General features: G+C 72.9%; 2 protein-coding genes (1 of these 2 running past the window's edge). Both read left to right on the top strand.

Annotated features, from left to right (window positions below):
* Position 1 precedes the first annotated feature (1 nt).
* Positions 2–9,151 (top strand): type I polyketide synthase, encoded by a 9,150-nt coding sequence (locus tag ACWEF6_RS14740; protein ID WP_449683390.1) that lies wholly within the window; start codon positions 2–4, stop codon positions 9,149–9,151.
* Between the two features lie 143 nt (positions 9,152–9,294).
* Positions 9,295–17,903: the 5' portion of a beta-ketoacyl synthase N-terminal-like domain-containing protein gene (locus ACWEF6_RS14735; RefSeq protein WP_449683389.1), read on the top strand. The gene runs 5,755 nt beyond the window's last position; 8,609 of the gene's 14,364 nt are visible here — the first part of the coding sequence; it begins with the start codon at positions 9,295–9,297; the stop codon falls past the right edge of the window.

Below are 17,903 nucleotides of genomic sequence, written 5' to 3'. Positions count from 1 at the left end.
TTTGATGGCCAACGAGCAGAAACTCCGTGACTACCTCAAGTTCGTCACGGCCGATCTGAAGGACACCCGCGACCGGCTGGCCGACGTCGAGGCCCGGGACTCCGAGCCCGTCGCGATCGTGGCCATGAGCTGCCGCTACCCGGGCGGCGTCGCTTCGCCCGAGGACCTGTGGCGCCTGGTCGAGAGCGGAACGGACGCGATCGGCGGCTTCCCCGGCGACCGCGGCTGGCCCCTGGGCCGGTTCCAGGGCGGCTTCCTCCACGACGCGGCCGAGTTCGACGCGGATTTCTTCGGCATCTCACCTCGTGAAGCGCTGGCCATGGACCCGCAGCAGCGGCTCCTGCTGGAGACGTCGTGGGAACTCCTGGAGCGGGCTCGAATCGCGCCGAAGTCGTTGCGGCGCAGCAGCACCGGCGTGTTCGTGGGCGGCGCGGCGTCCGGGTACGGCACCGCCGGCGATGAGGAGGTGGCCGGCTACCTGCTCACCGGAACGGCGGGCAGTGTCCTTTCCGGACGGTTGTCGTACCACCTCGGCCTGGAGGGCCCGTCGCTCACGATCGACTCGGCGTGCTCGTCCTCGCTGGTGGCGTTGCATTTGGCCACCCAGGCGTTGCGACGCGGCGAGTGCATCCTCGCGATCGCCGGCGGCGTCACGATCATGGCCACCCCGGGCACGTTCGCCGAGTTCGACCGCCAGGGCGGCCTGGCCGCGGACGGCCGTTGCAAGGCCTTCGCCGACGCGGCCGACGGAACGGGCTGGGCCGAAGGCGTGGGGTTGCTGCTGGTGGAGCGCCTGTCGGACGCGCGCCGCAACGGCCACCCGGTCCTGGCGCTCCTCCGCGGCTCGGCGGTGAACTCCGACGGCGCGTCGAACGGCCTCACGGCGCCGAACGGCCCGTCCCAGCGCCGCGTGATCACGGCGGCGTTGTCGGCGGCGGGGTTGTCCCCATCGGACGTCGATGTCGTCGAGGCCCACGGAACGGGCACGGCCCTGGGCGACCCGATCGAGGCGCAGGCCCTGCTGGCGACGTACGGCCAGGACCGTTCGACACCGCTGTGGTTGGGATCGGTGAAGTCGAACATCGGCCACACGCAGTCGGCATCCGGCGTGGCGGGCGTGATCAAGATGGTGCAGGCCATGCGCCATGGCGTCCTCCCGCAGACGTTGCACGTGGACTCGCCATCGTCCAAAATAGACTGGTCTACGGGCGAGGTCCGGTTGCTGACCTCGGCGCGCGAGTGGCCGGCTGAACGTCCACGCCGGGCGGGGGTGTCGTCGTTCGGGATTTCGGGGACGAACGCGCACGTGATCCTGGAGGGGGTTTCGCCTTCGCCTACTTCGTCGCCGTCACCTCTTTCGGGGCCGGTTCCGTGGCTGGTGTCGGGGCGCGGCGCGGAGGCTCTGTGTGCGCAGGCCGCGGCACTTGTGCCTTATGCCGACGAGTCTCCCTTGGAGGTTGGTGCGACGCTGTTGTCCGGCCGGGCGACGTTCGAGGATCGAGCGGTGGTGTTCGGCTCGTCGGCGGCCGAGTTCCGGACGGGCCTTTCGGCTCTGGCTGCGGGCGGTGAAGCGCCCAACGTGGTGCGCGGAAGGGTTGTCCCGGGCGGGTTGGCGGTGTTGTTCACCGGCCAGGGTGCGCAGCGGGTCGGGATGGGTCTGGAGCTCTACGAGCGTTTCCCGGTTTATGCTGCGGCTTTCGATGAGGTCCTTTCGCACTTCGATCCGTCGTTGCGGGCGGCTTTTGATGATCAGTCGCTGTTGGATCGGACGGAGTTCACCCAACCGGCGTTGTTCGCGCTCGAGGTGGCGCTGTTTCGGTTGGTGTCGTCCTTCGGTGTGCGCCCGGACTTCGTGGCTGGCCACTCGATCGGCGAACTGGTCGCTGCCCACGTGGCCGGTGTCCTCTCCCTCGAGGATGCCTGCCGCCTGGTCTCCGCTCGCGCGTCGTTGATGCAGGCGCTGCCCGCCGGTGGCGCGATGGTCTCGATCGTCGCCCCCGAATCTGCCATCCCCCTCACCGAGGGTGTCGCCGTCGCAGCGGTCAATGGCCCTGAGTCGGTCGTGATCTCCGGGGACGAGGCCGCGGTCCTCGACATCGCCGCTCAGTTCCCCAAAACCAAGCGTCTCCCGGTGAGCCACGCGTTCCACTCCCCACTCATGGACCCAATGCTCGCCGAGTTCCGCGCGATCGCCGAGACCCTCACGTACCACCCAGCGCAGATACCAGTGCTCTCGAATGTGAGCGGTGCTCTCGCTTCGACGTTCTCAGCCGAGTACTGGGTCCGCCACGTGCGCGAGACGGTCCGCTTCGCCGACGGAGTGTCCACCTTGGAATCCGCGGGCGTCGGCGTGTTCCTGGAGCTGGGCCCCGACGGCATCCTCAGCGCCATGGTCGGCGGCACGGCGATCCCGGCGTTGCGGCGAGACCGCTCTGAAACGAGAGCACTGCTCTCGGCGTTGAGCACTGCTCACGTCCAGGGTGTGGTCGTCGACTGGACACAGCTCCTGCCTTCCGAGAGGCACGCGGACCTGCCCACGTACGCGTTCCAGCGACAGCACTACTGGCTGACCGGCCCGCCGCCGGAAGTGTCCACGGAGGACCGGGCATTCTGGTCGGCGGTCGAAAGCCCGAACCTCGCGGAAACGCTGGGTCTCGACGAGCAGCTGGCGGAAGCCATCCGCCCGGCGTTGTCGGCGTGGCGCGACCGAAGCCGCCGGGACGGCAAGGTGGCGTCGTGGCGCTACCGGACCGAGTGGAAGCCGCTGGTCCCGGCAGCCGGACAACCGGGCGACTGGCTGTTGATCGCCCCCGAGGGCAGCGAACCGGCCGCGGCCTTGGCGACCCTGCTCACCGGCGTCGTACCCCTGACCGTGACGAACGAATCCCGCCCCGCACTGGCCGACCGCCTCCGCGAGCTCTCAGCCCACAACTGGACGGCAATCCTTTCGCTGGTCGACCTCCCGGCAACGGCAACCTTGGTCCAAGCCCTCGGCGACGCGGGCATCAAGGCCCCGCTGTGGTCCCTGACCCGCGGAGCGGTGACGATCGGCCGATCCGACGAGCTGAAGGCCCCGGAACAGGCGTCCCTCTGGGGATTCGGCCGAACGGCGGCCCTGGAGCACCCCGACCGCTGGGGCGGCTTGGTGGACCTCCCGCCCACTCTGGACACCCGCGCGGCAGCCCGACTACTGGCCGTCGTGGGCGGCAGCGAAGATCAAGTGGCCATCCGAGCTTCCGGAGCATTCGCCCGCCGCTTGGTCCCCGCCCCGCCCACCGGCCCCTCCCGGAATTGGCACCCGCGCGGCACGGTCCTGATCACCGGAGGAACGGGAGCGCTGGGCGCCCGCGTCGCCCGCTGGGCCGCCGCCAACGGAGCCGACCGGCTCGTCCTGATCTCCCGCCGCGGCCCCGACACCCCCGGCGCAGAGGACCTGGCCGCCGAACTCGCCAACGCAGGGACCGAAACCACCATCAAGTCCTGCGACGTAACCGACCGCGACGCCCTGGCGGCCGTAGTCGACCAAATAGGCGACGACCTCCGCGCGGTGGTCCACACGGCAGGCACCCTCGACGACGGCATCATCGACACCCTCACGCCCGAGCGCCTCGCCAACGTCGAAGCGGCCAAGGTCACCGGCGCGGTCAACCTGAGCGAACTCACCCGCAACCTGGACGCATTCATCGTCTTTTCGGGCATGGCGGCCACCCTCGGAGCGGCGGGCCAGGCCGCCTACGCAGCGGCCAACGCCCGCCTCGACGCCCTGGCCGAAGCCCGCCGAGCAGCAGGCCGGCCGGCCCTCGCGGTGGCATGGGGCCCCTGGTCCGGAGGAGGCATGGCAGGAGCCGACATAACGGCACGGCTAGCCGCCGCCGGCCTCCGCCCACTGGACCCCGACCTCGCTCTGGCGGCGCTCGAAGGCGCCCTGTCCACAGGCGACACAACGATCACCATCGCCGACATCGACTGGCAGATTTTCGCCCCGGCATTCGCGGCGGTCCGCCCAAGCCCCCTGCTCGCGGAACTCCCAGCGTCCACCCGCAACGCGGGCGGCATCACTGCGCCCGCCACCAATCGTGCCTTTCCCGCCGCCTCCAAGACGGCCAACACCATCGCGCGCAGCACCACCGCCAACCCCGCTGCGGCTGCCGCCGCCAACCCTGCCGCGGCTGCTGCCAACCCTGCCGCGGCTGCTGCCGCCAACCCCGCCGCGGTGGGCGCCCGCAACGCCGCCGCGGCTGCCGTTGCCAACCCCGCCGCCGATCCCGCCGCAGGAGGCGCCCGCAATCCCGCCGCGGCCAACGCCCGCGACTCCGCCGTGGCCGCCGCCCGCAACGCCGCCGCGGCTGCCGTTGCCAATCCCGCCGCAGCCGCCGCCCGCGACTCCGCCACTGGCGCGCGCGGCTTCACCGCCGCCGGTGTTCTTGAGCTTGTCCGGGAACAGGTTGCCGCCGTGCTTGGGCATGCCTCGGGCGGCTCTGTCGATCGGCGGCGGGCCTTCAGCGACCTGGGCTTCACCTCTCTCTCGGCCGTCGAACTGCGCAACCGGCTGCGCTCCGCCACCGGGCTTGAGTTGTCCGCCACCCTCACCTTCGACCATCCCGATCCGGATGCTCTCGCCCAGCATCTGTGTGCACTGCTCCAAGGTAAGAGCACTGCTCTCGAAATGGAGCACCCTGCCGGAATGCGCGATGACGAGCCGATCGCCATCGTGGCGATGGCTTGCCGGTTCCCTGGGGATGTTCGCTCGCCCGAAGACCTTTGGGACCTCGTCGCCCGCGGGGGCGATGCCCTGTCCGCTCCGCCTGTCGATCGCGGGTGGCCCTCCGCGCTGGGCGCCGTCAAGCCGGGTGGGTTTCTCACAGACGTGGCCGATTTCGATGCCGAGCTCTTCGGCATCTCGCCGCGCGAAGCCACGGCCATGGACCCGCAGCAGCGGCTCCTCCTCGAGACCGCCTGGGAGCTCTTCGAGCGCGCCGGCCGGGATCCGCGCTCGGTGCGCGGTGAGCGCGTCGGCGTCTTCGCCGGCACCAACGGCCAGGACTACCCTGCCTTGCTCACCGACGCGGGCGACGACGTCGCCGGCTACGTCGGCACGGGCAACGCCGCCGCCGTCGTCTCCGGCCGGATCGCCTACGCCTTCGGGCTCGAAGGGCCCGCCGTCACCGTTGACACCGCGTGCTCGTCCTCGCTGGTCGCGCTCCACTGGGCGCGCCAGGCGCTGCGGGCGGGCGAGTGCGATCTCGCCGTCGCCGGTGGCGTCACCGTGATGGCGACGCCGGGTGCGTTCGTCGAGTTCGACCGCCAGGGCGGGCTCGCCCCGGACGGCCGCTGCAAGGCCTTCGCCGAGGGTGCCGACGGTACGGGCTGGGGCGAAGGCGTCGGCCTGCTGCTGGTGGAACGGCTGTCGGACGCGCGCCGCAACGGTCACGAGGTCCTGGCCGTGGTCCGCGGTTCGGCGGTCAATTCCGATGGTGCGTCGAATGGCTTGACGGCGCCGAACGGCCCGTCGCAGCAGCGGGTGATCCGGGCGGCTCTCGCCGACGCCGGTCTCGGTCCGTCCGAAGTGGACGCCGTGGAGGCGCACGGCACCGGCACCAAGCTCGGCGACCCGATCGAGGCGCAGGCCTTGCTGGCCACCTACGGCCAGGGTCGCGACGAGCCGCTGTGGCTGGGGTCGGTCAAGTCCAACCTGGGCCACACGCAGGCCGCGGCCGGCGTCGCCGGGATCATCAAGATGGTCATGGCGATGCGGAACGGCGTCCTGCCGCGGACGCTGCACGTCGACGCGCCATCGTCGCAGGTGGACTGGTCGGCGGGCGCGGTGGAAGTGCTCGCCGAGACGCGGAAGTGGCCGTCCGACCGGCCGCGCCGCGCGGGCGTGTCGTCCTTCGGGATCTCCGGCACCAACGCCCACACCATCCTCGAACAGGCGCCGGACGACGTCGTCGTGCACGACACCGCGCCGGTGGGTCTGCTTCCGGTGCCGGTCTCGGCGCAGACCGAGCCGGGGTTGCGCGAGCAAGCCCGCCGCCTGCTCGCCGGCGAGCGCGGCGCCCTGCCGGACGTCGCTTTTTCGCTGGCGACCGGCCGCGCGGCCCTGTCCCGGCGCGCGGTGGTGCTCGCCGAGGACGACGGTGACCTCGTCCGCGGCCTGACGGCGCTGGCGGACGGGGCGCCGGATCCGGGCGTGATCCGCGGGGACGTCGAACCGGGCTCGCTCGCCGTGCTCTTCACCGGGCAGGGCGCGCAGCGGGTCGGCATGGGACGGGGACTGTATGACCGGTTCCCGGTGTACGCCGAGGCGTTCGACGCCGTGTGTGCGGAGTTCGACCTGCTGTTGGAGCGTCCGCTGCACGATGTCGTCTTCGCGGGGTCCACTTTGGACGCGACCGGATCGGCGCAACCTGCGTTGTTCGCGGTCGAAGTCGCGTTGTACCGCCTTTTCGAATCGTGGCGAGTGCGTCCGGACTTCGTTGCCGGCCACTCGATCGGCGAAATCTCGGCCGCCCACGTCGCCGGAGTTCTGTCTCTTGTGGACGCTTGTCGATTGGTCGCGGCACGGGCGTCACTGATGCAGGCGCTGCCCGCCGGTGGGGCGATGGTGTCGATCGCGGCTCCCGAGTCCGCGATCGTTCTGCAAGAGGGTGTCTCGATCGCGGCGGTGAACGGCCCGGAGTCCGTGGTGATCTCCGGCGACGAGGCCGCGGTCCTGGCCATCGCCGCCGAGTTCGCCGAGCGCGGTGTGAAGACCAAGCGGCTCACGGTGAGTCACGCGTTCCACTCGCCGTTGATGGATCCGATGCTCGACGAGTTCCGTGCGGTCGCCGAACAACTCCAGTACCACCCGGCACAGATACCGGTGCTCTCGAATGTGAGCGGTGCTCTCGCTTTGCCGTTTGACGCGGCATATTGGGCGCGGCACGTGCGGGAGGCGGTCCGGTTCGCCGACGGGGTGTCCACTTTGGAGGAATCCGGGGTCGGGGTGTTCCTGGAACTGGGGCCCGACGGGGTGCTCAGCTCGATGGTCCCGGGCCGGGCGATCCCGGCGCTGCGTCGCGACCGCGACGAGGTGCGGACGTTCTTCACGGCGTTGGCCGGGTTGTCCACCGCCGGGGTGCCGGTGGACTGGACGGAACTGCCCGGCCGCCGGATTCCGTTGCCCACGTACGCTTTCCAGCGCGAGCGCTTCTGGCCGGCCCCGCGTCCGGCGGGCGGCGAGCTCGACGCGCAGTTCTGGTCGGCCGTCGACCGCGCGGACGTCGCCGGGCTGGCGGCCGGGACGGGTGTGCCGGAGGAGGACGTCGCCAAGGTGCTGCCCGCGCTGGCGTCCTGGCGGCGGGACCGGGCCGGAGCCGTGGAGACCGAGTCGTGGCGCTACCGGGTGACCTGGGTTCCGGTGCCCGAGCCGGGCGCGGTAATCCCGTCGGGCCGGTACGCGATCGTGGCGGCCCCGGGTGCGGCGCGCCGCTGGGCGGATGCGCTGGTGCGGCCCGGAGTCTGCGTGGCCGGGCCGGGAGAGCCGGCCGAGGGGCCGTTCGACGGAGTCTTCCTGGTTTCGGCCCCGGGTGACGACGCCTTGGCCGACGCGGCGGCGCTGGCCCGGGCCGGCGTGGGGCCGCTGTGGTGCGTGACCTCGGGTGCGGTCGCCGTGCCCGGGGACGCGGCTGCCGGGGATCCGGGGTTGGCCGCGCTGTGGGGGTTCGGCCGGGCGCTGGCCCTGGAGACGCCGGACCGGTGGGGCGGCTTGGTCGATGTCCCGGAGACCCCGGACGAGCGCCTCGTCGCGCAGGTGTGGGGAATTGTCGCCGGTGCGCGTGGCCCACTCCAAGCGGTCCAGCACGGCGCCGACGCAGAGGACCAAATCGCCCTGCGGCCGTCCGGCACCTACGCCCGGCGGATCGTCCGCGCCCCGCTACCCGCCGCGCAATGGACTCCCAGTGGCACCGTCCTCGTCACCGGCGGCACCGGGGCCCTCGGCGCCACCGTGGCCCGCTGGGCCGCGCGCGCCGGTGCCGACCACCTCGTCCTCCTCAGCCGCCGCGGCCCTCAAGCCCCCGGCGCCGACAGCCTCGTCGAGGACCTCGAGGCCGCCGGGGCGAAAGCGACCGTCCTCGCCTGCGACGTCTCCGACCGCGACGACCTGGCCCGGGCGATCGGACAGATCCCGCAGGTCACCGCCGTCGTCCACGCCGCCGGGGTCAGTCAGGCCACCGCCTTCGCCGACCTTTCCGACGACGACTTCCGCAAGGTCCTCCACGCCAAAGTCGCCGGCGCCGACCACCTCGACCAGCTCCTCGGTGACGACCTCGACGCCTTCATCCTCTTCTCCTCCATCTCCGGCATCTGGGGCGCGGGCGGCCAGACCGCCTACGCCGCCGCCAACGCGCACCTCGACGCCCTCGCCGAACGTCGACGCGCCGCCGGGCGGAAAGCCACCTCCGTCGCGTGGGGGCCGTGGGCCGGCAGCGGGATGGCCGCCGGTGCCGCCGAGCAGGAGCACCTGCGCCGGCGAGGGCTGACGCCGCTGCCGGCCGATGCTGCTCTCACCGCGATGCGGACCGCGGGGGAGGACTCGGTGGTCGTCGCCGATGTCGACTGGGCCCGGTTCGCCGCCGCCTTCACCGCCACCCGGCCGAGCCGGCTGCTGGCCGAGCTGCCCGAGGCGAAGCTGCCCGAACCGCAGCCGGCCGAGGTTCGGCGGCCCGCCGACCTGCTCGCCCTGGTCCGGACCGAAGCCGCGCAGGTGCTGGGGCACGCCACGGCCGACGCCGTCGACGCCAAGCGGGCCTTCACCGAACTCGGCTTCGACTCGCTCACCGCCGTCGAGCTGCGGACCCGGCTCGCCGCCGCGACCGGGCTCACCCTGCCGCCGACCCTCGTCTTCAACCACCCCAACGCCACCGCGCTCGCCGAGCACCTGCGCGCGCAGCTGGACGACGGCGCCCCGAGCGTCCTGGCCGAGCTCGACCGGCTGGAAGCGGCCCTCGCCGCCGGCGAACCCGACCGGCTGACGCGGACCGAACTCGCCGTGCGGCTGCAAACCCTGCTGGGCCGCTATTCCGAACGAGAAGAAAAGACCGGCGAACTCGATTTCGCCGATGATGACGCACTTCTGGAATTCATCAACAATGATCTCGGGAAATTGTAAAACGCCCGTAGGGGCCCCTGTCGGCGGGATCTTTAGGGGTTGTAGGCCCAAAACCGGTCCCATAGCCTCACTTTGATGCCACTTCGGCGCGCGGATGTGCCGGGTGTCCGCACTTCGCTGGAGAAAAGGCTGGTGGCACTGAGATGGCCGACGAGGAGACGCTGCGCGAACACCTCAGGTGGGTCACGACCAATCTGCACCAGACGCGCCGGCGGCTGCAGGCGGTGGAAGACGCCGAGCAGGAACCGATCGCGATCGTCGGAATGGGGTGCCGCCTGCCCGGCGGCGTCAACAGCCCGGAACAGCTGTGGGACCTGGTCGCCGCGGGCGCCGACGCCGTCACCGGGTTCCCGGACAACCGCGGCTGGGACCTCGACGCACTCCGCGACCCTGATCCGGACCGGCCCGGCACCTCCCACACCGCGTCCGGCGGCTTCCTGCACGACGTCGCCGACTTCGACGCCGGCTTCTTCGGCATCTCCCCGCGCGAAGCCCTCGCCATGGACGCCCAGCAGCGGCTGCTCCTGGAGACGACCTGGGAGGCCATCGAACGCGCCCGCATCGACCCGGCGTCGCTGGCGGGCTCCGAGACCGGTGTCTTCGTCGGCAATACCGGCCAGGACTACGCGAACCTCATGCGCGGCGCCGGCGACAACCTCGAAGGGCACCTGCTCACCGGCACCGCGACCGCCGTCGTCTCCGGGCGGCTGGCGTACTTCCTCGGCCTCGCGGGGTCCGCCGTCACCGTCGACACGGCGTGCTCCTCTTCGCTCGTTGCGCTGCACTGGGCCTGTCACGCGCTTCGCCGCCGCGAGTGCTCCCTCGCCCTCGCCGGCGGCGTGACCGTCCTGTCCACCCCGGCGGCGTTCGTCGCCTTCAGCCGGCAGCGCGGCCTGGCCCCCGACGGCCGCTGCAAGTCCTTCGCCGACGCCGCCGACGGCACCGGCTGGGGCGAAGGCGCCGGCATGCTGGTCCTCGAACGACTGTCCGACGCCCAGCGGCACGGCCACCCGGTGCTCGCCGTCGTCCGCGGCTCGGCGATCAACTCCGACGGCGCCTCCAACGGCCTCACCGCCCCCAACGGCCCCGCGCAGGAGCGCGTGATCGCCGACGCCCTCGCCAACGCGCGGCTCTCGGCGAAGCAGGTCGACGCGGTCGAGGCGCACGGCACCGGCACCACCCTCGGCGACCCGATCGAGGCGCAGGCCCTGCTGGCCACCTACGGCCGCGCCCGCCCCGCCGACGACCCGCTGTTCCTCGGCTCGCTGAAGTCGAACATCGGCCACACCCAGGGTGCCGCGGGGGTCGCCGGGGTGATCAAGATGGTCATGGCGATGCGGCACGGCGTCCTGCCGCGGACATTGCACGTCGACGCCCCGACCTCGCACGTCGACTGGGCGTCCGGCGGGGTCCGGCTGCTCACCGAGGCCCGGCCCTGGCCGGAGACCGGCGAGCCGCGCCGCGCGGGCGTGTCCGCGTTCGGCATGAGCGGCACCAACGCCCACGCCATCCTCGAAGCCGCACCGGACGCCGAGGAACCGGCACCTTCGAACGCGACCGGCCCGGTGCCGTGGGTGCTGTCCGCGCGGACTCCCGACGCGCTCAAGGCGCAGGCCGCGGCACTGGCCGGGCACGAAGGGGAGGCCGCGGACGTCGGGTTTTCGCTGGTCAGCACCCGGACGGCGTTCCCGCACCGCGCGGTCGTGGTCGGCGATCTCGCCGGTGGTCTCACCGCGCTCGCCGAGGGCGTCCCGGCGGCGAACGTCATCACCGGGGAGGCTGGTGCGCCGGGCAAGGTGGCACTCGTCTTTCCCGGCCAGGGGTCGCAGTGGGCCGGGATGGCGCTCGAGCTCGCGGAATCGTCGCCGGTGTTCGCGGCCCGTCTCGAGGAATGCGGCACGGCCCTGAAGTCCTTTGTGGACTGGAATCTCCGTGACGTGCTGGCTGACGCGGAGGCGTTGAGCCGGGTCGATGTGGTGCAGCCTGCGTTGTTCGCGGTGATGGTGTCGCTGGCGGAGCTGTGGCGGTCGTTCGGTGTTGTTCCGGATGCGGTGGTCGGTCACTCGCAGGGTGAGATCGCGGCTGCGGTTGTCGCGGGTGCACTGTCGCTTGAGGACGGTGCTCGGGTGGTGGCGTTGCGGAGCAAGGCGATCCTGGCGCTGGCCGGTGGTGGCGGGATGGTGTCCGTCGCGGCCGCCAGGGAAACCGTCGAGGAGATGCTGAGCGAAGGCCTCTCGATCGCCGCGGTGAACGGCCCGGCCGCCGTGGTGGTGTCCGGTGCGTCGAACGATCTCGACGAGCTGATCAAGTCCTGCGAAGCCGACGGGATCCGTGCGAAGCGGGTGCCCGTGGACTACGCGTCCCACTCGGCGCAGGTCGAGCAACTGCGTGACGAGCTGCTGGACGTCCTCGCACCGGTCACACCCCGCGAGAGCGAGATCGCCTTCCTCTCGACGGTGACCGGCGAGTGGAACGAACGGGTGGATGCCGAGTACTGGTACACCAACCTCCGCAGCACCGTCCGCCTCGACACGGCAATCGAGCGTCTGAAGAGCGAAGGTTTCGGGACGTTCATCGAAGCGTCGCCGCACCCGGTGCTGACCATGGCGCTCGGCGAAGACGTCGTCGCGCTGGGATCACTCCGGAAGAACGACGGCGGCCTGACCCGCTTCCACGCCGCCCTCGCCGAGGCCCACGTCAGGGGTGTCGCCGTCGACTGGGCGCCGGCCTTCCCCGGCGCCCGTACGGTCGACCTCCCCACCTATGCCTTCCAGCGTGAACGGTTCTGGCCCACCGTCGTCGCGGACCCCGGTGACGCGGGCGCGCTCGGCCTCAGCACCACCGGGCACCCGCTGCTCGGCGCGGCGGTGACCCTGGCCGCGGGCGACGGTCTCGTCCTCACCGGACGCGTCTCCCCGCAGGCGCAGCCGTGGCTGGCCGACCACGCCGTGCACGGCACGATCCTGTTACCCGGCACCGCGTTCGTCGAACTGGCCGTGCAGGCCGGCGACCGCGCCGGCTGCGGCACCGTCGAGGAGCTCACCCTCGAAACCCCGCTGACGCTGCCCGACGGCGACGCCCGCGCGCTGCAGGTCTGGGTGGGCGCGGCCGACGAAACCGGCCGGCGCGCCATCGAGGTCCATTCGCGCCGCGACGAGGACGACCCGTGGACGCGCCACGCGACCGGCGTGCTCGCGCCCGGCACCCCCGAAGCCGGGTTCACCTTGGACTCCTGGCCGCCCGAGGGCGCGGCCAGGATCGACCTCGACGGGTTCTACGACGGCCTCCGCGCGACGGCGGGTTACGGCTACGGGCCCGCTTTCCAGGGCTTGCGTTCGGCCTGGCGCCGCGGCGGCGAGATCTTCGCCGAGGTCGCACTGCCGGACGACCGCGACGCGGCCCGCTTCGGCCTGCACCCGGCCCTGCTGGACACGGCCCTGCACCCCCTCGCCCTGATGATGTCCACTGAGGACGGGCAGGCCAGACTCCCGTTTGCCTGGACGGGCGTGACCTTGCACGCGACCGGCGCGTCGGCGCTGCGCGTCCGCCTCACCCGCCGCGGCGCGGACGAGGTCACGGTCGAGGTCGCGGACCCGGCGGGCGCCCCGGTCGCGACGGCGGAATCCCTCGTCCTCCGCCCGCTCCCCACCGGCGGGCTGGACCGTGCCGACGATCTGTACGAAGTGGACTGGACCGAAGTCCCGGCCGGAGCGGCCGAGGCCGACGCCGTCTTCGAACCGATCAGCGGGGCGCCGGTCCACCTCGTGCTCGGGCTCGTCCAGGACTGGCTCGCCACCGAGCGGCCCGAGGTGCTCGTCTTCGTCAGCAGCGGCGCCGTCGCCGTGCACGACGGTGAAGCTCCCGATCCCGGCCTCGCCGCCGCGTGGGGGCTCGTGCGCTCGGCCCAGTCGGAACACCCCGGCCGGTTCGCGCTGCTGGACACCGACGACCCCGAACACCCGATCGTCCCGCTCGAGCCGCAGACGGCCGTCCGCGGTGGACGTCACTTCGTGCCCCGGCTCGCCCGGGTCACCGCCACCGGCGAGACGCCGGACTGGGGTGACGGCGCCGTCCTCGTGACCGGCGCCTCGGGCGTGCTCGGCGGGCTCGTCGCCCGGCACCTCGCGCGGCAGCACGGCGTCCGGGACCTGGTCCTGCTCAGCCGCCGCGGCGCAGACGCGCCCGGCGCCGCCGAACTCGCCGCCGACCTGCCGGACGCCGTCTTCGTCGCCTGCGACGCCGCCGATCGCGACGCACTCGCCGAAGTGCTGGCCGCGCACCGGATCACCGCCGTCGTGCACGCCGCCGGTGTCCTCGACGACGGCGTCGTCGAGGCCCTCACCCCGGAGCGGCTGGCCGCGGTCCTGCGCCCGAAGGCCGACGCCGCCCGCAACCTCGACGAGCTGACCGGCGACCTCGCCGCGTTCGTGCTCTTCTCCGCCGCCGCGGGCACCACCGGCGGCAGCGGCCAGGGCAACTACGCCGCCGCCAACGCCTACCTCGACGCGCTCGCCCAGCGTCGCCGGGCGGCCGGGCAGCCCGCCGTGTCGCTGGCCTGGGGCCTGTGGGCCGAGGCCAGCGGGATGACCGGGCACCTCGACGACCGCGCGCGCGACCGGCTCGGCCGCTCCGGCGTGCGGCCCCTGGACACCGCGCAGGGGCTGGCGCTGTTCGACCGCGCCGTCGTCGCGGGCCCGGCCGCGCTGGTTCCGATCGCCCTCGACGCCGCCGCACTGCGCCGGCAGGCCGCCGACGGCACCGTCTCGCCGTTGTTCCGCGGCCTCTTCCCCGCCCCCGCGCGCCGCGCCGCCGCGGCCGGCGGGCACGTCGGCGAGCTCTCCGAAGAGGGCCTGCTCGACCTGGTCCGGACGCAGGTGGCGGCCGTCCTCGGGCACGCTTCCGCGCAGGCCGTCGACCCCGCCCGCGCGTTCAAGGACCTCGGGTTCGACTCGCTGACCGCGGTCGACCTCCGCAACCGCCTCGCCGCCGTCACCGGCCTCCGGCTGCCCGCGACGCTCGTGTTCGACCACCCGACGCCGGCGGTGCTCGCCGCCCACCTCGCGGGGCGGCGGGCGGACACCGTCGTCACGACGAAGGCCGCCGCCGACGAGCCGATCGCGATCGTCGCCATGAGCTGCCGCTACCCGGGCGGCATCGCCTCCCCGGACGACCTCTGGCGGCTGGTCGCCGAGGGCCGCGACGCCGTTTCGGCGTTCCCCGCCGACCGCGGCTGGCCCGACCTCTTCGACCACGATCCCGCCCACGGCGGGACGTCCTACGTCCGTGAAGGCGGATTCCTCCACGACGCCGCCGATTTCGACGCCGAGTTCTTCGGCATGTCGCCGCGCGAAGCGACCGCGACGGACCCGCAGCAACGGCTGCTGCTGGAAGTCGCGTGGGAGGCGTTCGAGCGCGCCGGGATCGTGCCGGACGCGGTGCGCGGCAGCCGGACCGGCGTCTTCGCCGGCGTGATGTACCAGGACTACGCCACCCGGCTGCAGAACATCCGAAGTGGACTTGAAGGGTACGAGGGCTATCTCGGCAACGGCAGCGCGGGCAGCGTCGCCTCCGGCCGGATCGCCTACGCGTTCGGGCTCGAAGGCCCGGCGATCACGGTGGACACGGCGTGTTCGTCGTCGCTGGTGGCGCTGCATCTGGCGTGCCAGTCGCTGCGGCAGGGCGAATGCGACCTGGCGCTGGCCGGCGGGGTCACGGTCCTGGCGACGCCCGCGCTGTTCGTCGAGTTCAGCCGCCAGCGCGGCCTCGCGGCCGACGGCCGGTGCAAGTCGTTCGCGGACGCCGCCGACGGCACCGGCTGGGGCGAGGGCGCCGGCCTCCTGCTGGTGGAACGGCTGTCCGACGCGCGCCGCCACGGCCACCCGGTGCTCGCCGTCGTCCGCGGGACGGCGGTCAACCAGGACGGCGCGTCCAACGGCCTCACCGCCCCCAACGGCCCCGCGCAGCAGCGGGTGATCCGCCAGGCCCTGGCGAACGCGGGACTGACGGCGTCCGAAGTGGACGCGGTCGAGGCGCACGGCACCGGCACGGCGCTCGGCGACCCGATCGAGGCGCAGGCGCTGCTGGAGACGTACGGCCAGGAGCGGGAAACGCCGCTGTGGCTGGGTTCGCTGAAGTCGAACATCGGCCACACCCAAGCGGCGGCGGGTGTCGGCGGCGTGATCAAGATGGTGCTGGCGATGCGGCACGGGGTGCTGCCGCGGACGTTGCACGTCGACGCGCCGTCGTCGCAAGTGGACTGGTCGGCGGGTGCCGTGGAGCTGCTGACCGAGTCGCGCGAGTGGGTGGCCGACGGGCCGCGGCGGGCGGGCGTTTCGTCGTTCGGCGTCAGCGGCACCAACGCGCACGCGGTCCTGGAGGAGGCTCCGGAGGTCGTTCCGGAGCTGGTTGCCGGCGATGCAGTGCCGTGGGTCATTTCGGCACGTACCCCTGCTGCGTTGCAGGCACAGGCGGCCGCCTTGCTCGACCGCGCCGAGCTTCCGGCCGCGTCGGTCGGGGCGGCGCTGATCTCCGCGCGGTCGCTGTTCCGGCACCGCGCGGTCGTGGTCGGCGACGATCTGGCCGGCGGCCTCACCGCGCTCGCCGCGGGCGCTCCCGCGGCCAACGTCATCACCGGTGAGGCGAGGGAGCCGGGCAAGGTTGCGCTGGTGTTCCCCGGCCAGGGCGCGCAGTGGGCCGGGATGGCCCTCGAACTCGCGGAGTCGTCGGAGGTCTTCGCGGCGCGGCTGGATGCATGCGCGGCGGCCCTGGAGTCCTTCGTGGACTGGCGACTTCGTGACGTGCTCGCCGATGCGGAGGCGTTGAGCCGGGTCGACGTGGTGCAGCCTGCGTTGTTCGCGGTGATGGTGTCACTGGCGGAGCTGTGGCGGTCGTTCGGCGTGATTCCTGACGCGGTGGTCGGTCACTCGCAGGGGGAGATCGCGGCCGCGGTCGTCTCGGGGGCACTGTCGCTTGAGGACGGCGCTCGGGTGGTGGCGTTGCGGAGCAAGGCGATCCTGGCGCTGGCCGGTGGTGGCGGAATGGTGTCCGTCGCGGCCGCGCGGGAAACCGTCGAGGAACGGCTGACCGAGGGCGTCTCGATCGCCGCTGTCAACGGACCTGCGGCCGTCGTGGTCTCCGGTACGCCGGAAGCCTTGGACGGGTTCATGACGGCCTGCCGCGCGGACGGCATCCGCGTGAAGCGCGTCCCGGTGGACTACGCGTCCCACTCGCCGCAGGTCGAGCAGCTGCGCGACGAACTCCTCGACGTCCTGGCGCCGGTGAACCCGCAGCCGGGGCACACGGCCTTCATCTCGACCGTGACCGGCGAGTGGAACGAACGGGTGGACGCCGAGTACTGGTACACCAACCTGCGCAGTACCGTCCGCCTCGACACGGCGATCGAGCGGCTGAAGTCCGAAGGTTTCGGGACGTTGATCGAAGCGTCGTCGCACCCGGTCCTGACCATGGCGCTCGGCGAGGACGTCGTCGCGCTGGGATCGCTTCGCAAGAACGATGGTGGCCTGACCCGCTTCCACACCGCCCTCGCCGAAGCGCACGTCAACGGGGTCGCCGTCGACTGGACGCCGGCCTTCGCCGGTGCGCCCGCGGCCGACCTGCCGACCTACGCCTTCCAGCGCGAGCGGTACTGGCTCGACGTCCCGGAAGCCGAGCCGGTCCAGGCCGACCAGCGGTTCTGGGACGTCGTCGGCGACCAGGACGTCCCGGCCTTCGCGGGCGCCCTCGACGTCGCCGAAGACGCCCCGCTCGACGCCGTCCTGCCCGCACTGGCGAGGTGGCGCAGCCGCCGCGACGACGAGGCCACCACGGACTCCTGGCGCTACCGGATCGCCTGGCGCCCCGTCGCCACCCCACCGGCGCGGCTCTCCGGCCGCTGGCTGGTCGTCGGGGACGACGGCGTCCGGGAGATCCTGGCCGCGCACGGTGCCGAGATCGTCCAGGAGGCCGAGGACCTGGCCGGGGTGGTGGCCGTCCGGCCGGACGCCGCGACCGCCCTCGACCTGACCCGGCTCGACGCCCCGCTCTGGCTCCTCACTGACGCGGCGGTGGCCACCGGACCCGGCGACCGCGCGCCCGACCCGGCGCAGGCCCGCGTCTGTGGGCTCGGCCGGATCCACGGGCTCGAGCACCCGACCCGCTGGGGTGGCCTGGTCGACCTGCCGCCGGTTCTCGACGAAGCCGCGGCCACGAAGCTGGCCGCCGTGCTGGCCGGGACCACCGGCGAGGACCAGGTGGCCCTGCGCCCGGCCGGCGTCTTCGCCCGCCGGCTCGTGCCCGCCGGAACCGCGGAACCCGCGCGGCGCTGGCGGCCCGAAGGCACCGTGCTCGTCACCGACGCCGACGGTCACGCGGCCGTCCGGCTCGCCCGCTGGCTGATCACCCGGGGCGCCACCCGGATCGTGCTCGCCGCGGCCGCCTTGCCCGGCGTCGAGACCTTGCACGGCGCCGAAGTGGTCGAGGCCCTCTGCGACGTCGCCGACCGTGACCAGCTCGCCGCGGTGCTCGAAGCCCACGGGCCGGTGCGGTCGGTGTTCCACGCCGCCGCCGTCACGGACCTGGTGCCCCTCGCCGACACCGGCCCGGACCTCCTGGACCGCGCCTGCCGCGTCAAGGCGGACGCCGCCGACCACCTCGACGCGCTGCTCCCGGACGGCCTCGACGCCTTCGTCCTGTTCTCGTCCATCGCCGCCGTCGTCGGCAGCCGCGCTCACGGCGCTTACGCGGCGGCCAACGC

The organism is Amycolatopsis sp. NPDC004772, from assembly GCF_053601215.1.
This window is presented reverse-complemented; position numbering and strand designations above follow the sequence as displayed.